The organism is Streptomyces sp. NPDC056486, from assembly GCF_042795295.1.
In the GTDB taxonomy this organism is placed as follows: Bacteria; Actinomycetota; Actinomycetes; order Streptomycetales; family Streptomycetaceae; genus Streptomyces.
Genome location: NZ_JBHTSF010000120.1, coordinates 1 through 21,275, shown reverse-complemented (window position 1 = coordinate 21,275; position 21,275 = coordinate 1). Strand labels below are relative to the sequence as shown.

Sequence of the window (21,275 nt, the reverse complement as noted above, 5' to 3'; positions counted from 1 at the left end):
GTCCCTCGGATCGTTCTGCGCCCGCTCACAGCTGCCCGCACCTGCCCCCACCTGAACGGAGTACAGCGGAGTACGTAAACCAGGATGCACAAGGGCACTTACGTGCCGGATCATGGCGGCATGTCTGCGAACCCTCAGGACACCCTGCCGATCCGGCTCAACGTCGACGACAGCGACTCTCCGTCGGATGTCGTGGACGCCCTCTTCCTGGGCCGCTTCGCCACCGGCGAGCAGCCCTTCTCGCACAGCTCCAACATCGACCGCGTCAAGTCAGGATCCACGCTGCTTCCACCGGGCGCCACGGTGCTGCGCGCGGCCCGCGACGACGACCGCAGCGCGACGCTTGCCGAGGGCGACGGCTGGACGCTCCTGATCTCCCGCTGGAACCGCGGCGCGGACGTCACGGTGACGGCGACGACCGCCGACCTCGCGGAGAAGGTCCTGAAGCAGGCGACGGACGGCGCGCAGGACGAGCCCGAACCCCAGCCGGACAACGTGACCATGGGGTTCTGGTACGTGTCTCCGAGGCGCGGCCCGCACCGCACCACGCGGCAGATCGCAGCCGGTACGTGGGAGGAGGTGCGGCAGAACTACACCGCGCCGGTCGCCGATGCCATGGACTCCCTGATGAAGACGGGCCCCGAGGACATCTCGGGCCGCCTCCTGCTCCTGCACGGCCCGCCGGGCACGGGCAAGACGTCGGCGCTGCGGACGCTCGCGCGGTCCTGGCGCGACTGGTGCCAGGTGGACTGCGTCCTGGACCCGGAGCGTCTTTTCAGCGACGTCGGCTACTTGATGGACATCGCGATCGGCGAGGACGACGGCACGGCGAAGGGCCGCTGGCGGCTGCTGCTTCTGGAGGACTGCGACGAGCTGATCCGCGGTGAGGCGAAGCACACCGCCGGGCAGGCGTTGTCGCGGTTGCTGAACCTGACGGACGGGCTGCTCGGGCAGGGCCGCAACGTCCTGGTCGGCGTGACGACGAACGAGGACCTTGAGCGGCTCCACCCGGCGGTGGTCCGGCCGGGACGGTGCCTCGCCCGCATCGAGGTCGGCAGCCTCACCCGTGCCGAGTCGATCGACTGGCTCGGCACGGACGAGGGGGTTTCTCGCGAGGGAGCGACATTGGCGGAGCTGTACGCGCTGCGGCGCGGCACGTCCCCTACGTCGGTCCCGGACCCCCGGGAGGGGGCGGACGCCGGGCTCTATCTGTAGCCCGGCAGCGGACTGACCAGCCGCCGCTTCGCGGCGACCTCCTCCCGCCCACCCACCCGTTCGCCCCGCATCATGTGCGGTTACAGCGAGGGGCACGGACAGCCCCGCCCCGGGGCAAGAGTCACCCCGAGTCCCCGTAAGCCGCGCGCAACGCATCCCGCGCAGCGGCCAGCGCGGCGGTCTCGGAAAGACCGAGCCGCTGAGCCCGCTCAGCAAAAGCCTGGGCGGCAGCCGACGCCTCCCGCGCCGCCGCGTCACCGGCCGCGGCCACGAACGTCCCATGACGCCCCCGCGTCTCGATCACCCCGTCCGCCTCAAGGGCCCGATACGCCTTGGCCACCGTATTGGCGGCAAGCCCCAGCTCCTGGGCGAGCCCCCGCACGGTCGGCAACTTGTACCCCACCGGCAGCGCCCCGCCCCGCGCCTGCTCGGCGATCTGGGCCCGCACCTGCTCATAGGGCGGCACGCCACCCGCACCGGCGCCGCCCCCGGCACTACCGTCGATCTCGATCTCGATCTTCAAAGTCACGCGGAGATTGTCCCGCACCCCCGGAAAATAAGAGGCATCCCGGCGCGCCCCGCGCGTAGCGTGCGGCTCCATGACCGTCCTAGTCCGAGCCCTGCGACCCGGCGACACAGCCGGCGCCGAGGCCTTCGCCGTGGTCCGCCGCGCCTGCGTACCCGCCATGCTCGCCACCGCCGATTCGGTCCTGTTCGACCTGGCGCACGCCCATCCCGGCTCCCGCTACCGCCAGTTGGTCGCCGAGGCCGACGGAGAGATCGTCGGCACTGCGCAGGTGGGCATCGCCTACGACAGCCCCGCCCCGGGCCAGGGCTTCGCCAACGTCTACGTACTCCCTCGGCGGCGGGGGCTCGGCGCGGGCTCGCTGATCCTGCGGACGGCGGAGGAGTACCTGGCGGACGAGGGAGCCACCACGGTCTTCTCCTGGGTACTCGACGAGCCCGCGAACCTCGCCTTCGCGGCCGGGCGGGGCTACCGCGCGAGCCGCTCGGCCCACTTCCTCCGCCTCGACCTGGCCGAGGGCCCGCTGCCGCCCCGCCAAGAGCCTTCGGCCGGGGTGGAGTTGCGTACGGGTGCGTCGTTCGGGGACGAACCGCGCGCCCTCTTCGACCTGGACGCGGAGACCGTCGCGGACGAACCGAGCGATGTGGCCACGGAGTTCACGGACTACGAGCACTGGCTCGCCGAGACGTGGAACCACCCCTTGGTGAACCGCGAACTGACCTCGGTGGCAGTGGTGGACGGCCGCCCTGCCGCCTTCACCCTGGCCCGTACGGACGACGCGTCGCGCTACGCGAGCGGCATGACCGGCACCGCACGCGCGTTCCGCGGGCGCGGGCTTGCCAAGCTCGCCAAGAACGACTCCCTGCACCGTGCGCGTGCCGCGGGATACACCGAGGCATTCACCGGCAACGACGCCGGGAACGAGCCGATGCTGGCGATCAACAAATGGTTCGGCTACGAAATCTGCGCAACGGAGGTACGCCATGTCCGCAGCCTCGGCTGAGACGTCGGCCGACAAGGTGGACGTCATCTTGATGAAGGCGGGCCGCACGAAGATCCGCTACCCGGCGGAGGTCGTCGCGGACGACGGCACCGTGGTGACGGTCCGCGCACCGTGGGCGGCCGCCGGGGTACGGGACTTCGGCTTCGTACGCTTCGAGCCGGGCGACGTCTTCACGGAGCACTACTGGCGTGACCGCTGGTACGCCGTGAAGGAGGTCCGCACGTCGACGGGCGTCCTGAAGGGCTGGTACTGCGACGTGACCCGCCCCGCGATACGGGACGGCGCCACACTCACGGTGGAGGACCTGGACCTCGACCTGTGGTGCTCAGCGGACGGCAAAACAATCCTCCGCCTGGACGAGGACGAGTTCACCGAGAGCGGCCTGGCCGCCCGCGACCCCGATGCGGCCTCCGAGGCCCTGTCCGCCTTGGACACCCTGGAACACCTGGCCCGCGCCGGAGCTCCTCTTTCCCCGTCTCTCTGAGCGATCCCGGCCGGGTCGGGTACTTCCGACCCGGCCGGTCGGTCTTTCGGCCGGGGAAGAGCTCAACCGCCGGCCCGCGGCGCAAGAACAACCGTCCGCTCGCCCCCACCCTCCTCATACCTCACCGCATCGCCCTCCTCCTGCCAGTGCAGGGCGAACCGCTCCCCCGCGTGCCACGCCTCGAGTGCCGCTCTGCAGTACGCCACCATGTCGTCCGGCAGCGTGGACGCGCTGTGCCAGCTCAGTTCGTCGCACTTGTGGGGCTCCGCGTTGAAGGGCTCGCCGCCCGTGCCGTACGTCGCTTCGAAGAACCAGCCGATGCGGGGTTCCTCGCCCGGGCCCCGGTGCTGGAGGACCAGTTCGGCGCTCACTTCGTCGGGGGTGAGGGTCAGGCCGATTTCCTCGCGGGCCTCGCGGATCACGGCCGTGCGGACGTCCTCGCCGGGTTCGACGTGGCCGGAGGGGACGTTGAACAAGCCGTCCCCGTAACCGGTGTTGGCGCGGCGGGCGAGGAGGACCTCGTCGCCGCGGCGGAGGATGAGGTGGACGTCCACCACCTCCTTGTGGCGGCGAGGTGCGGTGAGGGGTGTGGGGAGGGGCGCGGGGAGGATCGCCACCACCGCGTAGCGCTCGTCCTCCACCCTCCTGCCCCACAGCCGCTCGTCGCCCGACAGGCGCTCCGAGTGGAGCCGGGCGGCCGTGGGCGTCAGCGCGCTGATCAGGCGGTCCATGGGGAGGCCGGCGGGGTTCGTCACGCCCCACACGCCCTCGACGAGGATCAGGCGTCCTCCCGGCCGCAGCAGCCCGCACCAGTGCCGCAGCACCGCTTCCGGGTCCGGCACCATCCACAGCACGTGCCGGGCCAGAATCACGTCGAATCGGCGCCCCTCCACCGGAGGCTCCCACGCGTCGCCGACCAGCACTTCCGCCTCATGCCCCGAGAGCTTCTCGCGGGCCAGTTCCACCATGTTCGGGGACAGGTCCACCGCCGTGACGCGGTGCCCCCGCTCGGCCGCAAGCAAGGAGAGGCTTCCGGTGCCGCAGCCCAGGTCAAGCACGTCGCCCGTGGCCTCCGGCAACCAGTCCCGCAGACGCCGCGCCCACGCGTCCCGCACCACCGTGTCCCGCAGCCCGTGGTCCGGCTCGTCGTCGAAAGTGGCCGCCTCGATGTCCCAGTCGATCGTCATGTCCCGAGCGTGACACCTGCCACTGACAATCCGACTCGGATGAGAAACCCTCCCCGCAGAGGTCTACAGACGTCCCACCTTGGACATCGGTAGTACAGGGAGGCAGCCATGCGCCGTGTGACCGTGCACAAGACCGTCGCCAAGCCCACCAATCGTCAGGTCCGGGAGAAGCACGAAGCCGAGGACCGGACCCGTGAACGCCCCGAGGTCCGCAAGGACATCCAGCGGACCTGGTGGCCCGATGGGTGAGCGCCGGCACCCGCGGGGCACGAGACGCCCACAGGACAGCAATCGCTAGAGGCTCTTCTTGTAGTGGTAGCGGTCGTAGGGGCCGTCCACCCTGCGCTCCACCATCTCGTAGCCGTACCGCGGGTAGAGCCTCTGGTTCTCCCACATCATCGCGTTCGTGTAGAGCCGGACCTCGGCCAGTCCAAGCTCACGCGCCCGGACGTCGACGAAGGCGAGCAGGCGGCGGCCCACACCGTGGCCCGCCGCCTCGGGGTGCACCGCGATGCTGTCCAGGAACAGGTGGTCCTCGTGCGGGACGAGGACCAGGACACCCACCACCGGGTCCCCGGTGACATACACCCGCCCCGCCGCCACGTCCGCCGCGTGGTCCGCCTCCATGGGGACGGGCACGACACCGATGCGCTCGATGTAGGGGTGGTACGCCGCGTCCGTCACCGCCTTCACGGCGGGGACGTCGGCGGCGGTGGCGGGGCGGATGGCGTCGGTCGTGTCCTGGGTCATGCCTTTACGTCTACGTCAGTGCTCCTGCCCCGCACCAGCAGTTTCTTCAGGAGCGGCCAGATGACGATCAGCGCGATGATGACGTACACCGTGATCGAGAAGGGCGTGTCGACCAGACCCCTGACGCTGCCGTCGCTGATCTGCAGGGCGCGGCGCAGCTGTTGCTCGGCGTTCGGGCCGAGGATGACGCCGATGACGGCCGGCAGGACGGGCAGTCCGTAGCGGCGCATGCCGAAGCCGATCAGGCCGATGATCAGCAGGATCACCAGGTCGAGGGACTCACCGCCCACGGCGTACGCGCCGACCGCCGCGAAGAAGAGAATTCCCGCGTAGAGGTAGGGCCTCGGGATGCGAAGGAGCTTCGCCCAGACCGGGGCAAGGGGCAGGTTCAGGGCCAGGAGCAGGACCATGCCCACGAAGAGGGACGCGATCAGGCCCCACACCAGGTCCGGTTCGCGCTCGAAGAGGAGCGGTCCCGGCTGGATCCCGTACTGCTGGAAGGCGGCCAGCATCACCGCTGCCACCGCCGTCGTGGGCAGGCCCAGGGTCAGCATGGAGACCAGGGTGCCCGCGGCCGACGCGGACGACGCGGACTCCGGGCCCGCCACTCCCTCGATCGCGCCCTTGCCCCACTCGTCCTTGTGCTTGGACAGGCGCTTCTCGGTGACGTACGAGAGGAAGGTGGGGATCTCCGCGCCGCCCGCGGGGATCGCGCCGAACGGGAAGCCGATGAGCGGGCCGCGCAGCCAGGACTTCCAGGTGCGCTTCAGGTCGGTCTTGCCCAGCCAGGGGCGGCCGACCGGGATCGCCTCGCCGCTCGTGCGCCGCAGATGGGCCGCGACCCACAGGGCTTCGCCGATCGCGAAGAGGCCCACCGCGACGATCACCACGTCGATGCCGTCGGCGAGTTGGAGCGAGCCGAAGGTCAGGCGCTGCTGTCCGGTCATCTGGTCGAGGCCGACCAGGCCGATGGTGAGACCGATGAGGAGCGAGGCGAGCCCTCGTACGCGCGAGGAGCCGAGGACGGACGTCACCGCGATGAACGCGAGCACCATGATGGCGAAGTAGTCGGGTGCCCCGATGTCGACCGCGAGCTCGGCGACCGTCGGCGCGAGCGCCACCAGGAGGGTCGTGCCGATGATGCCGCCCGCGAAGTGGCCGATGGCCGCGGCGGCGAGCGCTTGTGCGCCGCGCCCCGCCTTGGCCATCGGGTTGCCCTCCATCGCCGCCACCACCGCGGCGCTCTCACCCGGGGTGTTCAGGAGGATCGAGGTCGTCGAGCCGCCGAACATCGCCCCGTAGTAGATGCCCGCGAACATGATGAACGCGCCGGTCGGCTCAAGGCCGTACGTCACGGGGAGCAGCAGCGCCACCGCCATCGCGGGGCCGATGCCGGGCAGTACGCCGATCGCGGTGCCCAGGAGCACGCCGACGGCGGCCCAGAGCAGGTTCATGGGGGTGAGGGCCGTGCCGAAGCCGTCCATCAGGGAGTTGAAGGCGTCCATGTCACAGCACTCCCATCAGTGGTCCGCCGGGGAGCGGCACCCCGAGCAGGTTGTTGAAGACGACGTACGTGATGAGGGAGAGCCCTGCCGCGATGAGCGGATCGCGGTCCAGGTGACGGCTGCCGAGCGCGTACGCGGCGCCCCAGAAGAGCAGGGCGCCCGCGACGGGGAAGCCGAGCGGTTCGATGAGGACGGCGGCGCCGAGGAAGACTCCGGCGAGGAGCAGCACGGTGCGCCAGTCGGCGGGTTCGGACAGGTCGATGTCCTCGCCGCCCTCGGCCTCGCCGCGACCGCCGCGCAGGACATCGATCGCGAGGATCACGGCGACGACGAGGAGTCCGATGCCCACGACGATCGGAACCGTCTTGGGGCCGATCGGGCCGCGCTGGGCGATCTCGACGTCCATGGTGAGCGCGTCCGTGAGGACGAGGATGCCGAGGGCCAGGAGCATGACGGACACGCCGAGTTCGGAGTGCTCGCGCAGCCAGGCGCGGCGACTGCCGCTGCCACTGCCGCTTCCGTGCTCCTCGGGTGGGGTTTCGGTGGTCGACGTCGTCACAGTCCCAGCTCCTTCAGCACGGACACCACGCTCTTGTCCTGGTCGGCCAGGAAGTCACCGAACTTGTCGCCGGTGAGGAAGGCGTCGTCCCAGCCGTTGGTCTTGAGGGACTTCTTCCACTCAGGAGAGTCGTGGAGCTTCCTGACCAGGCCGGTGAGCTTCTTGCGTTCCGCGTCGGAGAGGCCGGGCGGGGCGACGATGCCGCGCCAGTTGGTGAAGTCGACGTCGTAGCCCGACTCCTTGAGGGTCGGGCCGTCCAGACCCTTCGCCCGCTTGGGCCCGGTGGTCGCGAGAAGGCGCAGCTCACCCGACTTGATCTGGTCCAGGTACTCGCCGACGCCCGATACGCCGAACGCGACCTTCTTGCCGAGGATCGAGGCGAGGAGTTCGCCGCCGCCGTCGAAGGGAACGTAATTGACCTTCTTGGGGGCGATCCCGGCGGCGCGCGCCATCAGCATGGGGGCGAGGTGGTCGGGGCCGCCGGGCGAAGAGCCGCCGCCGACCGGGAGCTTGCCGGGGTTCTTCTTCCAGGCCGTGATCAGCTGCTTGATGTTCTTGTACGGGGAGTCCTTGGCGACCACGACGACGTCCGGCTCTTCGGTGAGGCGGGCGATGGGGGTGGTGTCGGCGAGGGTCTTGGGCGAGTCGTTGGAGCGTGCGGCGCCCACGACACCCAGGCCCATGGACATCGCGAGCTTGCCGTTGCCGTGTTCGCCGACGAGGCGGCTGAGGCCGACGGTGCCGCCGGCGCCCGGCAGGTTGAACACCTCGATGTTGTGGGTGAGTCCGGCGTCCTCGGCGTTCTTCGCCGCGGTGCGAGCGGTGATGTCGTAGCCGCCGCCCGGGGTGTTGGGGACCATGAAGCGCAGGCCGGGGATCTGTGTGCCGGTCTCGGCGCCGCTGCCCGTGGAGAGCAGCGGCGGCCCGGCGAGCACGAGCAGCGCGGCCCCGAGCAGGGCAAGGGGTGTGCGCAGACGCACGGATGCCACCACCTGTCGGTACGTAGTCATTGCTGGGGAGTTGATGCGGCCGGGTTCCCCGTGGGGGCGGGAACCCGGCCGCTGTCCGTGGGGACGGGGATACCTGTGAGGTGGCCCACATGTTGCCTGTGCGTTAAGAAGCTGTCTCTCTTCCGGAATCAACGGACGTTGTGGTCGTTGTGGTCGGGCCCATAGCCTGCGTCGATGACAAGGGTGCTGGTCGTGGACGACGACTTCATGGTCGCCAAACTGCACAGCCGATATGTGTCCGCGGTGGACGGATTCTCGGTGGTGGGAGTGGCACACAGCGGTACGGAGGCGCTGGCGGCCGTGGAGCGGCTGCGCCCCGATCTCGTACTCCTTGACATCTATCTGCCCGATATGGACGGCATCGCGGTGCTACGGGAACTGCGGGCAGTCGAGGACCGCGACCGGGACCGGCAGCCCCTTGACGCGCTGTTCATCACGGCGGCGCGGGACGCGGAGATCGTGCGGGCGGCGCTGCGGGCCGGGGCGCTGCACTACCTGATCAAACCGTTCAACCAGGCGGCGCTGCGTGAGCAGTTGCTGCACGTGGCGGCGCTGCGGGCCCGCCTCGACGGCCTCGACGAGGCGCGCCAGGAGGACATCGACCAGCTCTTCGGCCCTCGCCCACCCGGCTCCCGCGAACTCCCGAAGGGCCTGGCGGCCCACACCGCCGACCTGGTCGAGCAGACGCTGCGGGCGCATCCTGGCGGGCTCTCCGCCTCGGAGTGCGCACAGGAGGGAACGCTGTCGCGGGTCAGCGCCCGCCGCTATCTGGAGTTCTTCGCGGACACGGGGCGGGTGGAGGTGACGCTTCGGTACGGGGGGACGGGGCGGCCGGAGCGGCGGTATCGGTGGGTGCGGTGAGCCGTCCCGGCGGGCGGAGTCGCCCCTGACCGGTCTCACGACCGGACGGCGGGCGCTTTCGTGCATCCTGGGTGCCGTCCGCCTTATCAGCCGCGTCGCGCGGCACCTTCGGGCCATACGACATCAACCGCGAGACCCGCCTCGCGTGCTGCGAGCACGGTGTCGGCCGTGCCCCCGCCCTTGCCCGACGGCGGAGCCCCGTCCCACACGGCGACGAGCCGATCGCCGCGCCTCAACAGTTCCGCGTTCGCTGCCTCGTACGCCGAACGGTCCGCGGTCTCGTGCGGCATCACGACGACCTCGGCGGCCGCCGAGCCGAGTCGGTCGAAGGTCTCGGCGTGCTCGGGCTTCACCTTCGCCTGCCGGTAGTCGCGCGAAGGCAGCACGACCACGAGACGCCCCCCGGCCGCGAGCAGTTCCTCGGCAAAGATCGAATCGGCGCCGGCCGCGATGCACGACACTCCGACGAGCTCACCCTCCGTGTGCCGCGCGAACACCTCGCGCAGCGCCGCGCGTACGAGCCCGACACTCTTGTGGGTCAAGTCGATGTGCCCGGTTACGGCGTACGTGGCCACGTCCGCTCTCCCCAATCCGTCAGCTCGCCAACAGGGCGCGAACCCTACCCCGCGCCTCTCGCAGACCGCGGTTCACGTCGCGCCCCACCGCGTACGGGTACAACACGCCAAGCTGAGTTCGGGCCCGATCCGACTGCGTACGCTCGGCTCATGAACAGAACTTCCATTTGCGCCCCTGTCTGGCCTCACAGCCGGGCAGGGGCGTCCTCGTCATGTCTGCGACCGCCCGCCGGGCGCTATTGACCGAGCGAGTCGATCAAATGGTCGTCGAGGTCGGCGACGAAGGTCTCGCCGCGCCACCGGCGCAGTTCCCGCCGTGCCCGGCGCAGCCGGATTGCAGCGACACGCCCACCTGTGTCAGATGCAGTGTCGATGCACTCATGCAGCAACTCGGCCGCCGCGAGCGGCTCGTCGAGCTTGATGCGTGCAAGCGCCTGATCGGTTGTCACGATGGACCGCTGTACCCGCTCGCGTGGCGCCGCGAGTGCGTGCGCGGAATGGGCAAAGAAGTCGTGCGCTGTAGTCGGGTCCCCGACGTAGAGCTCGCACAGCCCTTCAAAACCTCGGAGATGCGCCGGCGAGAAGCTACTCGACGACGGATCACTGTTCCGAAGACCGTCCATGTCGTACCAAGCCAGGGACAAGGCTGCTTGCGCGTGTCGTTCGGCGCCCGCCCGTGCGGCGATCTCTGCCTGTAGGGCGTGCGCGCGTGCCCGCACGGTGATACTGGTGCCCGCTCGCGCGTCACGAACCGCGGCGTCGACAAGGGACCGCGCTGCGTCGATCCCGGACGTCGAGTACAGGGTGACCAGAGCGTGACTCATGTGGACCATGGCACGACGCCACGGGTCACCGATGAGGCCAGCCGTGTCTGTTGCTCGCGAGTACAGGGTCCGGGATGCTCCGTCGTCGCGGGTCTCGAAGGCCAAACGCCCGGCGAGGGTGTACGCCTGCGCGGCGATCGAGCGCAGTTCAGGCAGCAGCGGGTCGGGCACGGGCCCGTCGAGGAGTCGTTGACAGGATTCGACCACGGGTGCGAGCAGCAATTGCAGCCGAACGAACGGGACACTTCCGACCTGTTCGTTCGCTTCCCTGATGGCGCTGCGCATGCCGACGAGTAGTCCTTCGTCGGCAGTAGTGGGGTCCGTGAGCGCTTCGGTCATGTCGCGCCGAGTTGTCGGCCCAAGCAGTGCGAGGAGGCCCCCACCGGCGTCAGTGGCGGTACGGATGAGCAGTGATCGCAGTTCGAGCAGGCGCCGTTCGCTCTCGCCCAAGTGCGCGAATGCGTCGAGTAGTTCGGCGAAGTCAGACCCGGGGCCGACACAGTGCTGCCCGGTGCTGCCGCGAACGTAGATGTGAGCGAGCAGCAGTTGGTACCGCTCACCCGGCGGGGTCGGCACGGATGTGCTTTCCCACCGGGCAACGGACCGCTGCACACTGGTCGCACTGGCGTCGAGGGGCTGCCCGAGCCGGGCCGCTGCGGCGATGATCGCCCGCGCGGTGTCCGCGAGGGACCAACCGCGGGACAGTCGAAGCCGCTTCAGCGTGGCAGCGCCGACGAGCCTGTCGTGCGCGCTCATGTCCTCATGATGCCCGCCGATCAGGTCACACGGGCACGATCAGACGAGGTTTCCCCTTCTCTGCGCCGTAGTTGATCGTCTGCCAAGTCCCGGACGTTCCCTCCGGCCCCTCAACGGGGAACCCGATCACCATGTCGGAATGGTCGACCATCCATCGGTTCCGCGCATGGTAGGCCGGGGTTCGCAGCTCGTCGGCGCGCAACTCGACGACCTCAGCAATCCGGTTGCGGCAGCGGACAATCGCCTGCCGCGCGTCGGCCGGCTGCTGCTCGACGGTTCCCGGCGCGACGACTGTGATCTTCGACTTCGAGTTACCAGCGAGCCACAACAGAGACAGGCTGTCGATCCCGACTGCCCCGCCAATGTAGAAGTGCGCTTCGTCGTCCGCGAATGGACCCAAGTAGGTGCCGAAAACACTGGCGAACCAGGTGAGTTCACGATGATCGGTTGACCGCGTTCCGGTAATCGCCACAGCTAGGGACATTGATCAACTCCGTGTCATAGGTTGCCATATCCCACGCTCCCACGCCGTGCGGTGGGATCAATTCATGGACGCGAACACCTCGGTCAGTCTGACCGAGCAACTCGAAGCGCGGGGCCTGTCTGTCATAAAAGATGATGACAACATGCTTAATGTGGTGAACCGTCTAAAACCGGACCTTGTAGAGGTGGTCAGCGCCCAAGGCGGAGGCTATGTCACCGGGTGGGGCTACGAACTTGGCGAGGCTGGCGACGAGACAGGCACCGCGCAGCGTCTCGCGTTTCTGTTGGGCATCCCGAATGGCGACCGCTCGGCGGCGCCGACGCGCTCAGGTAAGGCGACCGCCGTGAAGCACTCGCACGAAAGAGCATTCACTACCCACCCGGCATCGGTCGCAGTTGCCCGTAAGTTCGTGGCCGATGCACTGTCCGATTGGCAACTCAGCGGGCAACTCGACGAAGCAAGCGTATGTGTCTCCGAACTCGCGACGAACGCGATCGAGCATGGCAACCCCGCCGCTCACGAGTTCCTCGTGCGCCTTGCTTTCGACGACACACGCCTACGCCTCGAGGTCTGCGACGACAGCAACGGGATGCCCGAGGTGCAGCACGCCACCAGCGATGATCCCAACGGGCGAGGGCTCTTCCTTGTTGCAGCACTCGCGGATGACTGGGGCATCGCAGGTAAGAGCGGCCCCGGCAAAGCCGTGTGGGCCGAGTTCAAAATCCCCGGACCCCGTTCAGGGAGGTGACCGCATGATAACGCCTTGCCGCTTGCTCATCCATCCGCATTGCTCGCAGTCCGGCATCGAGATACCGACGCATTCTCGGCTCGTACGGCTACTCACGGCCCGCGAAGCTCTGCTCATCGCCGTCGGGCTCGACCCGCTTGAGCGGGGGGGGGCCGCACAGGCAGCAGCCGACCGATACATCGACGCCGGTCTGCCCGCAGGCCGTCTGCTGTTCGGCCGAGCTCGCACAGCACCAGCACCCTTCGCGGCCCGCACCCTCGAGTTCCCCACAACTCCCGTCCCTCACTGAACGGGTGAGCCGGTCGGGTGATCCGAACGCTCGTGTCTCCACATCACAGAAGGAGCGGCCAACGTGAGCCAGACGCAGGCACCATGGGGCATGACACGTCTTGCCCCCTATCAGAACACTGTCGAAGTGCCATACACCCGCGTCGAGCTCGACCCGGAGAGCCAGACGACCAACTATTTCGACAGCAACGGGCAGCCCGTCGAGATGGGCGGACACGGGACCAGCAAGGCGACGTCGCAAGCGACGGCGACCAGTGCCGACGGCGGGGGCGGCAACCCGCCACCGCCCGCCGACTCGGATTCCGTCCCGGACGACGAATCGGACTGAGATGCACGAGCCGCCGATTCTCGTCGTGACCTCCCTCGGAGACGCCACAGCAGATTTGGTGCTCGCTGAGCTGCACGGCCGGGGCGTCCCGGTCGTGCGGCTCGACCCCGGCGCCGATTTCGACATCAGCGCCCGCGTGAGCGCGCACCTCAACGCTGAAGGGCTCTCCGGAACCATCCGTACCGCGACACGAAATCTCGATCTAGCCGCTGTCCGCTCCGTCTACTGGCGGCGCCCGACCCCCTACGGCGGCACCGGACCCGGCGAGACTACTGAAGAGCAGTTCACCAACTCTCAGTCCCGGGCGGGATACTCCGGCGTTCTCGCCACACTTACCGGCGCCCTGTACGTCAACCACCCATGGCGGAACCGCGACGCTGAGTGCAAGACCGCACAGCTCGCCACAGCGGTACGGCTGGGATTGCGCGCCCCCGAGAGCCTGATCACCACCGACCGGGACGCTGCCCGAAGGTTCATCACCGAGCATGGCCCGACGGTCTACAAGCCTCTACGCCGTGTGCACCTTCCCGGCAACGACGGCACGAACCGAACCATCTGGGTCCGCGTGGTCGAATCCTCCGAGGTCGACGAACGCATCAGCACGTGCCCTCACTTCTTCCAAGCGCAGGTTCCCAAGGTGGCCGACGTACGCATCGCCGCCGTCGGCGAGGAACTGTTCGCGACCCGCATCGACATCGACGGTGATCACCTTGATTGGCGCGAGGACTACGACCGGCTCACGTACACCCCGGTGCCGGTCCCGGCTGAGATCCGCTCCGCCGTGCGCGGATACCTCGATACCTTCGGGCTCAGCTTCGGAGCATTCGACTTCGCTCTCGACTCCGAGGGCCGATGGTGGTTCATCGAATGCAACCCCAACGGGCAATGGGCGTTCGTCGACGAACCCACCCGCCGAGCCATCACAGAAGCACTCGCCGACATCCTGCAGAAAGGCGCCTCATGACCAGCGCAGCCGAGCCCTTGCGGCAACGTCTCGCAGACGTCCTCACCGAGGGCGATTGGATGCATGCCGGTCCCTGGCGTACGGCAGTCGCGGCTGAACCTCGCGAGCTCTTCCTCGGCCCCGCGATCTTCAGGCAGGACGGGGCACCCGACTCAATCGCATGGACCCCTGTACACCGTGCCCGCGTCTCCGACGAGGAGTGGCTCAGCCTCGCCTACGAAAACACCACGTGGGTTACACAGATCGACGGCGTTCTCGCCGAAGATGCGTCCGGCCCGTTGGAAGGCAGCCCGACGTCGTCCTCGACACTTCCGGGGCTCGTTGTGCAGATGATCGAGCGCGCCGAGACTGGACCCGGCGATCGCGTCCTCGAAATCGGGACTGGCACCGGCTACTCAACAGCGCTGCTTTGCAACGTCCTCGGCGACCACAATGTGACCTCGGTCGAGGTCGACCAGGCCGCAGCGGAGCGTGCTCGCAAAGCACTCGCCGAAGCGGGTCACGTTCCGAGACTCATCACAGGTGATGGGCTGTTCGGCGCACCCGACGGAGCCCCGTACGACCGTCTGATCGCCGCATGTTCCGTGCGGTACATCCCCTATACGTGGCTACGTCAGATCAAGCCGGGCGGCACGATCCTCGTCACCCTCGCCGGCTGGTCGTTCGGGCATGGGCTCGTGCGGCTTACGGTCGACGAAGAGGGCGGGGCGTCCGGCCGGTTCCTCCCGGGGTACACCTCTTTTATGATCGCTCGGCCCCACGATCACCCGCCCCGCGGCACGATCGAGTTCATGCCGGGCGAGCTACGGCCATGCGCTATCGACCCTGCACTGCTCGACGACTGGTCGGGGCGATTCGTCGCGCAGCTCGCCGCCCCGTCTGCCGAACGTCTCGGTCTCGGCGACAAACAGATCCTGCACGACGTCGCGACCGGATCGCAGGCACGCACCCGCCCGTCTGAAGACGGCGGTTGGGTCGTCGAGCAGCACGGGCCGCTCCGGCTGTGGGATGCGGTCGAGGACGCCGTCACCGTGTGGCAGGCAGCCGGCTCCCCTCATGTCTCGGAGTTCGGCCTCACGATCACCGCACACACGCAACGCGTTTGGCTCGGCGCTCCCGATGGGCCGAGCTGGAACTTGCCTGTCTGACCACGACGGCTCGATGACGCTCCAGCTCGGACTCGCCCTCCAGCTCCTCGCAGAGCCCTCTCTCCTCCGCCTCCAACAGAGCGCACGCATGGTGCGCCACAAGGCCCCGTGGAGCGGGTGGAAGCCGGTGGATGCGATCCGCGGCGAGTAGCCGACGTCGTGGAGGACTGCCGCGGCCTCCATCAGGGCCGCATCGTCCCCCAGGATCGACTGGAGAGAACGCGCCCGCTCAGCAACTCCGAGGGAGTGTGACCAGCGTCGGTAGCGGTTCGGACAACAGCGATTCGGCGAGGCCGTAGGCGCGTTCAGTGAAATCCACGGCGCCCAAGGCTACGAGGCCCCCCGTCCTGTCGGGAGAGCGCGAACCTGCCGTCGGCAGTTCGGGCCCATCTCGATGAGGCCCTTCCCTTCCAGCAACGCGAGAGCGGAGCGCACTGCCGTACGGGACACCCCGAACTCGGCACCTAGCCTCCCGACGTCTTCTCGGCGGCCCCTCCCTGGCCCCTAGGTTCCCACGCTAGTTGCCCTATCTCTGAGCCCAGGCCCTCACTCGGTTCAGCCGAGCAACCCCAAAGGAGGACAGGAGCTTGGCGCCGCCCTGCCGTGACTTGAGACCACCACTGTCACGCCTCAGGGATCGGCCGAAGCGCCCGAACGATCGTCTGGGCATGCCCGCGCGCAGTCGTCGCCTCCTCTGGCGTTGGCAAAGCCCCCCGATGGGCAGCCCGATTTCTGACGTTCGCGAGCTCTTGACCAAGCCTCTTCTGGGAAACCTTCGGGTCCCCGCCCAGGTGGGTGCACAATTTATGCAGGTTTGCGATCCCGTTGACGTCTTCGATTACCTCTTCAATGAAGTCGGATTTGAGCCCCCTGCCCCTCAGGTGGTCAGCAACGTAAGAGCCCAAGGCAACCTCGGTCGCCGTAGCCGCGTCGATGACCGCTTTACGAAGGTCGCCACCGGACTGCGCATCGTGGGCAGATAGCAGCAGACGGTGCTCAACCGGGAGTTGCTCCCCTCGCGATGCATGACGAAGCGCTCCGATCAGTTCCGCTCGGCTCAGTGGTCGCGCCCCGATGAAAATCGTTCTCGTCTGAACTGGACTCGCAGACAGGTACCCGCCCCTCGCCGGGAGGTGCAGGGCTGACTCATGCGAGACGTCAAAGTTCCCCAGCGGTTGCCCGCTCCAGGCCGACGCCCACTCCTGCACAATTCTGAACCACCCAAAATATGCCTTGCTCAACGCGCCGAACTCTGGCGAGTCGGGCTTGGCCTCCTGCGGATCCAACAAGAGGGACGCTGACGCATACGACACGTAGTAGAGGTGATCTATGCTGCGATACCCCCACCGTCGCCCCTCAGCCACCTGCGCGATCTGCTCGGGGAGAGGCTTACCCCGGTAGTCCGACGATGCCCTCAACGACCCGTCATCCTGAAGTGACGGAAAAGCTAACGTCACCGCGTGCTCGCCGATGCGCACCCGCTCGATCAAGCCCAACGCGGGTACACCCACCGGGAGCTCCCATGGGAAGTGCGCAAGTCCCGAGTACCTACGGCGTCGAGGCATGTAGCCAATTATCCACCATGTCTCTACGGCCGCCTCGGAAGATTGCCAAGTAGGTTCCGCACGGACTGGCTTCGAGGGCTCTCACACGTCGCACATCGCCTAGTTCGCCCCCCAAGGCTCCCTCGCTCGCGCGCCCGCCCTTGACCCCAGGTCACCAAGGTTCCGAGGGACTACCGTCGAGCTCCAAACCGTACATGCGAATACGACGCCACTTTTCCTCGGCAATGTGATTTTGCGCCATCTGGCGCAGAGTATACATATCGCCTGCATTAGCCGACCGTAAAGCACACTCCTCGGCAGCCACTAGATCTCCAGTCTCTTCGTGACGTCTCGCTAGGCGTGAGAGCGCTACCGTATTACCGAAATCGATAGCAAGATTACACAGTAGATCTGCTCCTTCCACATTCCCTACTTGTTCCCGATGGCGGGCCAGATCCATAAGCGGAGAGAAGTTCCCGGACTCGGCATAGAGCATGACTAGATCCTTGGCTTCCTCGCTGCGCTGGGTTGCATCGTAGAGTCTCGCCAACCGGAATGGCGCCTCCCACCTGTCATTCCTCGTGGCGAGAATATAGACAGCCTCAGCCTCTAGGAGATTCCCCTCTTCTTCACTCATCTCGCCAAGATCAATAAGAAAATGACTCAGACCCGCCTCAACTACTTTAATGAGAATTTCTCGCGCCTCCGCACGCCTTCCGCTTTCTTTGCGCATAACACCTATTGCCCCAAATGCCCATAGATCCCCCATCGTCGCTGCCCGGCAAAATATCCACTCGGCAGATTTAATATCACCCTTATCCTTCATGCTTTCCGCAATTTCCGTCATCATGTCAGCGTCATCCGACTCTGCAATCTCGGAAAGAAGATCTTCTGCCGAATCCTCATCGCCATCCTCCAGAGCCAGGCGCAGCAGGTCAGCAGTTGCATCAATGAGCCCTCCATCTGCCGCCTCCCGAAGGAGACTCCTTCCCCCCTCCCTATCGCCGGCATCCAATCGCATTTGAGCGACTTCCCAGAGAGAAACAGGGTTTTCTCCCTTTTCTAGACCCTCCCGAGCTATTCGCTCTGCCTCCGCAAAGTCTTGCAGCTTTGCTTTTGCCCGCGCCAAGTCGCGTAGCGCCCATGTGCTCCCTTGTTCAGCTGCCTGCCAAAGCAGTTCATTAGATTCATCCGAATGACCTGCCTCACCTCGCAGGTACGCGACCCACCTCAATGCAGTCACGTTTCCTCGACGGCCAGCTTCTCGGTAGAGCGCACAAGCGTGCCGAGAACGATTCCGCTCATGTGCCGCTTTAGCTATTTCTAAAACGCCTTCAATAGAGTGAAGGTCGGCAGCGCTCTCCCAGAAAGACTCGGGAGGCAGCTCGAATCGCCGGGAAATCTGTCCATAGTGATCTAGATAGTCAGCCAGACCCACAACGTCCGGAAGGGCGCCAATGTCGGTCGGATGGGGCACGGGAACGAAGGCGGAGGTAACACCCTTGATCTCCTCTCGTGCATAACTGAGGGCATTTTCGAACCAGGTTTCTGAGTGACAGGCTCCGCGCAATTCGGAATCCATATAGCCTGTCGCTGCTGCTTTGAGGAAGGCTGTCGGGATTGGCCCAGACATGCCCAAACGTCGAGCATCCATCGCAGCTGTGATTACAGCTCGCCCACTGAGAGCATCCACCCCGTCGGCGGCATCGTAGTGACTGAGTAGATCCGGTGCAGCCGCCAAGTACTGCGTGACAGAATTCGATCCACTCTGGGCTACAAGTCTCAGTGATCGGTCCATGGCCGCTATCTTCCGCAGTTGATGCTGGTCACTTGCCGAGAAGGAGGACGGCACGTCGATTAGCACACCCTGCTTCAGCAGCTCTCTCACTTGAGAATACTTATCTGCACCGCCCGGGTCGATCTTCCCTGAGGAAATAAGGCGATGGTGCAGAGTCCAAAACGTCGCAACAATAACCAGCGGACCGCCAGTCTCCAGTAGGCGACGGAGTGACATTGCAACGTCCTCGCCTCGGTCACGCAAAAGAAATTGATGAGCATCGTTCAGCCAAATAATGGTATTACGTTCCGCGGCCCCCACATCCACGGCGGCCAGTAGGCTTGCTTCATTCTTAGGAAAAATTAAATGCCAATCAGGAACGGCAGCACGGACTGCCTCATAGGCGGACCGAGTCTTACCCGTACAGGAGCCTCCTCTGATGACAATGAGCTGAGGCTCTCTACACTCTTTGGCCTTTAGTACAGCTCGCAGAAGTTCAGCATCATGCGACCGCTGCACATAGGGAGGCAGCGTAAAATCAGATGCTGCTTCCTGCGCTTCGGTTACAGCGGGATGAACCCCGAGTTGTTTCGCTGTCCAACTCTGGATAGGGCGCGGCGGATCAGGCAGTTCCCTTACTCGAGCAGCATTGTGTTCCGACAATGCGTTCTGGCCGATTTTACGTTCTTGTGCCACAGCTACAGCTCGCGACCTGCGCGCCGCCTCCGCGCGATGCAGAGTACGCCACTTATCGTCACTAAGGAGGTCCGCATAGGCGCCTAGGGAGATCTCTAAGTCGATAGCAGTTTCTCGTACAGCTTGAACAATCCGCAGAATGCCATCGATACTTTGGGGAAACTGATTTCCCCGGAGCCAATGACCGACTGTCGTTGGCGATACGTTCGCAATCCGCGCGAGTCGTCGCTCCGAGACACTTCCGTTCAGAACGGTCCTTCTGAACTCAGCCAACTGCCGTAGAGCTGCGAAGACATCGTCTTTCCCGTCCATGCCTGCCTCCCCGCACCGCCTCAAGCTGTCCAGGGTCGCGCCTGGACAGTCTGAGGGTAAGGCTGTGACCAGCTGTGGGGCACAGAAAGTGTCCAGAACCTTGCGGAAGGCAGCTGGACACCTCCATGGACGGGGAGCTTGGACCGCATCGAGCCAGCAAGGCTCCCCCAACACATCGTCATGGAGACCACTTTGCTTACTGGCCAGTTGCTGTCACTGCTCTTCTCACTCTCCCTCTCCCTGAACATCGGCCTCTGCGCGGCCATCGCTGATTCGCGAGCAGGGGGCAGCCCGGCGCACTCTCTGCTCGTGGGAGGCAGTGCAATGGGTTCTGCCATGGCTCTCTGCCTGGCAAGCGTCGCCGCGTATCGCTGAGCCTGGAGCCAGCGTACGAGCGGGCTGCGGCCGATCGCCTGACCGGCGCCCCCAGGGGAGCCAGACGGGGAGCCACATGAGGCGACTCGTACCGGATACCCATGAACTCCCACGGACCGGGCGGCAGCTCACGTACTGGTCAAACCGGGTCCCACAGGGGCCCAGCCTCAGCCCCCGGTTAGCCCTCCCTTAACTCGACCATAAAGATCGCCATCACCCCCTCTCAGCAGGCGAATTCCGGGATTTCAGCGGCTAGCTTTCTCGTCGCCGGGTCGGTTACGAACTGTCGGCGCCGCACGCAATCGGGGGGCGGCACCGGCCGTTCGCAACCGTCTCGTGTCCCCCACACACCCCCCCCCAGAACCGCCGCTGAGGAGAACCACTCATGACCGCACGTCGCAAGGTCGCCGCGATCGCCGCGATCGCCGCGATCGGGATCGCCCCGCTCGCCCTGACCGCCCTTTCGGCCGCCCCCGCCGCCGCGCACGGTTCGATGACGGACCCGGTGAGCCGTGTCTCCGCGTGCTTCCAGGAGGGTCCGGAGTCTCCGACGTCGGCGGCCTGCAAGGCGGCTGTCGCGGCCAGTGGCGCGCAGGCCTTCTACGACTGGAACGGCGTGAACATCGCCAACGCCGCGGGCAAGTCGAAGGAGATCATCCCCGACGGCAAGCTGTGCAGCGCGGGCAACGACAAGTACAAGGGTCTCGACCTGCCGCGCGCCGACTGGCCGTCCAGCAAGCTCTCCGGCGGCAACCACACCTTCCACTACAAGGGCACCGCCCCGCACAAGGGTTCCTTCGAGCTGTACATCACGAAGGACTCGTACGACCCAACCAAGCCCCTGAAGTGGTCGGACCTGGAGGAGAAGCCCTTCGTCGACGTGGCCGACCCGAAGATGGAGAACGGCGACTACGTCTTCGACGGCAAGGTCCCCGCCAAGTCGGGCCGCCACCTTATCTACTCGGTCTGGCAGCGCTCGGACTCCCCCGAGGCCTTCTACACCTGCTCCGACGTCGTCTTCGGCAAGGACAGCGGCGGCGGCACGGCGGCGGCTCCGGCCCCGGCCGCCTCCGCGCCTTCCGAGAAGGACATCGCCGCGGGCGCGGACAAGTCCACCGTCGAGCACCACGGCCACGGCGACAGCGACGCCAAGACGGGCGCCGACGCCTCCGAGGCGGCCCCGGCCGCAGGTGACGACACCGCCGCCAACCAGCCCGAGGTGAACGGCGGCGACCAGAAGCCCGTCGCGGCGGCCAACGAGAACCTCGCCGAGACCGGCGGCGACAGCACCACCCCGTACATCGCGATCGGCGGCGCCGCAGCCCTCGCCATCGGTGCCGCTGCCATGTTCGGCAC

Annotated in this window: 21 protein-coding genes and 2 pseudogenes; 10 read left to right on the top strand and 13 right to left on the bottom strand. The window is 66.7% G+C overall.

Annotated features, from left to right (window positions below; genetic code table 11):
* Positions 1 to 120 precede the first annotated feature (120 nt).
* Positions 121 to 1,215: a DUF5925 domain-containing protein gene (locus ACFQ7F_RS33730; RefSeq protein WP_383278929.1), complete on the top strand. Its 1,095-nt coding sequence runs from the start codon at positions 121 to 123 to the stop codon at positions 1,213 to 1,215.
* A gap of 121 nt (positions 1,216 to 1,336) precedes the next feature.
* On the opposite strand, the gene ACFQ7F_RS33725 is transcribed toward ACFQ7F_RS33730, so the two are convergent.
* Positions 1,337 to 1,744 (bottom strand): GntR family transcriptional regulator, encoded by a 408-nt coding sequence (locus tag ACFQ7F_RS33725; protein ID WP_383278926.1) that lies wholly within the window; start codon positions 1,742 to 1,744, stop codon positions 1,337 to 1,339.
* Between the two features lie 70 nt (positions 1,745 to 1,814).
* Between ACFQ7F_RS33725 and ACFQ7F_RS33720 the strand changes: the two genes are divergently transcribed.
* Positions 1,815 to 2,744 carry a GNAT family N-acetyltransferase gene (locus ACFQ7F_RS33720; RefSeq protein ID WP_383278923.1) on the top strand — a complete coding sequence of 310 codons (930 nt, stop codon included), beginning with the start codon at positions 1,815 to 1,817 and terminating at the stop codon, positions 2,742 to 2,744.
* A complete protein-coding gene (locus ACFQ7F_RS33715) occupies positions 2,725 to 3,228 on the top strand; it encodes a DUF402 domain-containing protein (protein WP_383278921.1) in 504 nt (167 codons plus the stop codon). Before ACFQ7F_RS33720 ends, ACFQ7F_RS33715 begins: the two co-directional genes overlap by 20 nt.
* Before the next feature lie 62 nt (positions 3,229 to 3,290).
* Here ACFQ7F_RS33715 and ACFQ7F_RS33710 read toward each other — a convergent pair whose 3' ends face one another.
* Positions 3,291 to 4,415, bottom strand: coding sequence for a methyltransferase domain-containing protein (locus tag ACFQ7F_RS33710; protein WP_383278918.1), 1,125 nt, complete (start codon positions 4,413 to 4,415; stop codon positions 3,291 to 3,293).
* Positions 4,416 to 4,523: 108 nt separating this feature from the next.
* Between ACFQ7F_RS33710 and ACFQ7F_RS33705 the strand changes: the two genes are divergently transcribed.
* The gene (locus tag ACFQ7F_RS33705; RefSeq protein WP_383278915.1) at positions 4,524 to 4,664 is read left to right on the top strand and encodes a hypothetical protein; all 141 of its coding nucleotides are present in this window, start codon (positions 4,524 to 4,526) and stop codon (positions 4,662 to 4,664) included.
* Between the two features lie 45 nt (positions 4,665 to 4,709).
* On the opposite strand, the gene ACFQ7F_RS33700 is transcribed toward ACFQ7F_RS33705, so the two are convergent.
* The 4 genes from ACFQ7F_RS33700 to ACFQ7F_RS33685 are packed head-to-tail and all read right to left on the bottom strand — an operon-like array spanning position 4,710 to position 8,209.
* Positions 4,710 to 5,165 (bottom strand): GNAT family N-acetyltransferase, encoded by a 456-nt coding sequence (locus ACFQ7F_RS33700; RefSeq protein WP_383278912.1) that lies wholly within the window; start codon positions 5,163 to 5,165, stop codon positions 4,710 to 4,712.
* Entirely contained in the window at positions 5,162 to 6,670 is a 1,509-nt protein-coding gene (locus ACFQ7F_RS33695) for a tripartite tricarboxylate transporter permease (protein WP_383278909.1), read from the bottom strand. The genes ACFQ7F_RS33700 and ACFQ7F_RS33695 overlap by 4 nt, the downstream gene beginning before the upstream one ends.
* A gap of 1 nt (position 6,671) precedes the next feature.
* A complete protein-coding gene (locus tag ACFQ7F_RS33690; RefSeq protein WP_383278906.1) occupies positions 6,672 to 7,229 on the bottom strand; it encodes a tripartite tricarboxylate transporter TctB family protein in 558 nt (185 codons plus the stop codon).
* Positions 7,226 to 8,209, bottom strand: a complete 984-nt coding sequence (locus ACFQ7F_RS33685) for a Bug family tripartite tricarboxylate transporter substrate binding protein (RefSeq protein WP_383278941.1) — start codon at positions 8,207 to 8,209, stop codon at positions 7,226 to 7,228. The genes ACFQ7F_RS33690 and ACFQ7F_RS33685 overlap by 4 nt, the downstream gene beginning before the upstream one ends.
* A 204-nt stretch (positions 8,210 to 8,413) precedes the next feature.
* Here ACFQ7F_RS33685 and ACFQ7F_RS33680 point away from each other — a divergent pair, with 204 nt between their 5' ends.
* On the top strand, positions 8,414 to 9,100 hold the full coding sequence (locus ACFQ7F_RS33680; protein WP_383278903.1) for a response regulator: 687 nt from the start codon (positions 8,414 to 8,416) through the stop codon (positions 9,098 to 9,100).
* A gap of 86 nt (positions 9,101 to 9,186) precedes the next feature.
* Here the strand turns inward: ACFQ7F_RS33680 and ACFQ7F_RS33675 are convergent, their stop codons facing one another.
* The 3 genes from ACFQ7F_RS33675 to ACFQ7F_RS33665 form a co-directional block, all read right to left on the bottom strand.
* Positions 9,187 to 9,675, bottom strand: a complete 489-nt coding sequence (locus ACFQ7F_RS33675) for a hypothetical protein (protein WP_383278900.1) — start codon at positions 9,673 to 9,675, stop codon at positions 9,187 to 9,189.
* Positions 9,676 to 9,911: 236 nt separating this feature from the next.
* Complete coding sequence (locus tag ACFQ7F_RS33670; protein WP_383278897.1) at positions 9,912 to 11,255, bottom strand: hypothetical protein; 1,344 nt, start codon at positions 11,253 to 11,255, stop codon at positions 9,912 to 9,914.
* A gap of 25 nt (positions 11,256 to 11,280) precedes the next feature.
* A complete protein-coding gene (locus ACFQ7F_RS33665) occupies positions 11,281 to 11,739 on the bottom strand; it encodes a hypothetical protein (RefSeq protein WP_383278894.1) in 459 nt (152 codons plus the stop codon).
* A 64-nt stretch (positions 11,740 to 11,803) separates the two neighbouring features.
* Between ACFQ7F_RS33665 and ACFQ7F_RS33660 the strand changes: the two genes are divergently transcribed.
* The 4 genes from ACFQ7F_RS33660 to tgmC all read left to right on the top strand — a co-directional run bounded on the left by ACFQ7F_RS33660 (position 11,804) and on the right by tgmC (position 15,215).
* Positions 11,804 to 12,487, top strand: a complete 684-nt coding sequence (locus tag ACFQ7F_RS33660) for an ATP-binding protein (RefSeq protein ID WP_383278891.1) — start codon at positions 11,804 to 11,806, stop codon at positions 12,485 to 12,487.
* Between the two features lie 352 nt (positions 12,488 to 12,839).
* A complete protein-coding gene (tgmA, locus tag ACFQ7F_RS33655; protein ID WP_383278888.1) occupies positions 12,840 to 13,103 on the top strand; it encodes a putative ATP-grasp-modified RiPP in 264 nt (87 codons plus the stop codon).
* A 25-nt stretch (positions 13,104 to 13,128) separates the two neighbouring features.
* Positions 13,129 to 14,067 carry an ATP-grasp ribosomal peptide maturase gene (tgmB, locus tag ACFQ7F_RS33650; protein ID WP_383278885.1) on the top strand — a complete coding sequence of 313 codons (939 nt, stop codon included), beginning with the start codon at positions 13,129 to 13,131 and terminating at the stop codon, positions 14,065 to 14,067.
* Complete coding sequence (gene tgmC, locus ACFQ7F_RS33645; protein ID WP_383278881.1) at positions 14,064 to 15,215, top strand: ATP-grasp peptide maturase system methyltransferase; 1,152 nt, start codon at positions 14,064 to 14,066, stop codon at positions 15,213 to 15,215. The genes tgmB and tgmC overlap by 4 nt, the downstream gene beginning before the upstream one ends.
* Before the next feature lie 16 nt (positions 15,216 to 15,231).
* On the opposite strand, the pseudogene ACFQ7F_RS33640 reads toward tgmC, so the two are convergent.
* The 4 genes and pseudogenes from ACFQ7F_RS33640 to ACFQ7F_RS33625 form a co-directional block, all read right to left on the bottom strand.
* Positions 15,232 to 15,534 (bottom strand): annotated as a pseudogene (locus ACFQ7F_RS33640) (HD domain-containing protein); the annotation flags it as partial.
* A gap of 11 nt (positions 15,535 to 15,545) precedes the next feature.
* A pseudogene (locus ACFQ7F_RS33635) lies at positions 15,546 to 15,677 on the bottom strand (DNA-binding protein); the annotation flags it as partial.
* Positions 15,678 to 15,838: 161 nt separating this feature from the next.
* Complete coding sequence (locus ACFQ7F_RS33630; protein ID WP_383278878.1) at positions 15,839 to 16,726, bottom strand: hypothetical protein; 888 nt, start codon at positions 16,724 to 16,726, stop codon at positions 15,839 to 15,841.
* Between the two features lie 205 nt (positions 16,727 to 16,931).
* Entirely contained in the window at positions 16,932 to 19,544 is a 2,613-nt protein-coding gene (locus ACFQ7F_RS33625; protein WP_383278875.1) for a tetratricopeptide repeat protein, read from the bottom strand.
* 760 nt (positions 19,545 to 20,304) lie between these two features.
* Between ACFQ7F_RS33625 and ACFQ7F_RS33620 the strand changes: the two genes are divergently transcribed.
* Positions 20,305 to 21,275 (top strand): lytic polysaccharide monooxygenase (locus ACFQ7F_RS33620; RefSeq protein ID WP_383278872.1); only part of this gene is annotated, 971 nt, incomplete at its 3' end.

Coding starts and splice junctions, on each gene's coding strand:
- ACFQ7F_RS33730 (WP_383278929.1), top strand. CDS start 121: ATGTCTGCGAACCCTCAGGACACCCTGCCGATCCGGCTCAACGTCGAC.
- ACFQ7F_RS33720 (WP_383278923.1), top strand. CDS start 1,815: ATGACCGTCCTAGTCCGAGCCCTGCGACCCGGCGACACAGCCGGCGCC.
- ACFQ7F_RS33715 (WP_383278921.1), top strand. CDS start 2,725: ATGTCCGCAGCCTCGGCTGAGACGTCGGCCGACAAGGTGGACGTCATC.
- ACFQ7F_RS33710 (WP_383278918.1), bottom strand. CDS start 4,415: ATGACGATCGACTGGGACATCGAGGCGGCCACTTTCGACGACGAGCCG.
- ACFQ7F_RS33705 (WP_383278915.1), top strand. CDS start 4,524: ATGCGCCGTGTGACCGTGCACAAGACCGTCGCCAAGCCCACCAATCGT.
- ACFQ7F_RS33700 (WP_383278912.1), bottom strand. CDS start 5,165: ATGACCCAGGACACGACCGACGCCATCCGCCCCGCCACCGCCGCCGAC.
- ACFQ7F_RS33695 (WP_383278909.1), bottom strand. CDS start 6,670: ATGGACGCCTTCAACTCCCTGATGGACGGCTTCGGCACGGCCCTCACC.
- ACFQ7F_RS33680 (WP_383278903.1), top strand. CDS start 8,414: ATGACAAGGGTGCTGGTCGTGGACGACGACTTCATGGTCGCCAAACTG.
- ACFQ7F_RS33670 (WP_383278897.1), bottom strand. CDS start 11,255: ATGAGCGCGCACGACAGGCTCGTCGGCGCTGCCACGCTGAAGCGGCTT.
- ACFQ7F_RS33665 (WP_383278894.1), bottom strand. CDS start 11,739: ATGTCCCTAGCTGTGGCGATTACCGGAACGCGGTCAACCGATCATCGT.
- ACFQ7F_RS33660 (WP_383278891.1), top strand. CDS start 11,804: ATGGACGCGAACACCTCGGTCAGTCTGACCGAGCAACTCGAAGCGCGG.
- tgmC (WP_383278881.1), top strand. CDS start 14,064: ATGACCAGCGCAGCCGAGCCCTTGCGGCAACGTCTCGCAGACGTCCTC.
- ACFQ7F_RS33625 (WP_383278875.1), bottom strand. CDS start 19,544: ATGGACGGGAAAGACGATGTCTTCGCAGCTCTACGGCAGTTGGCTGAG.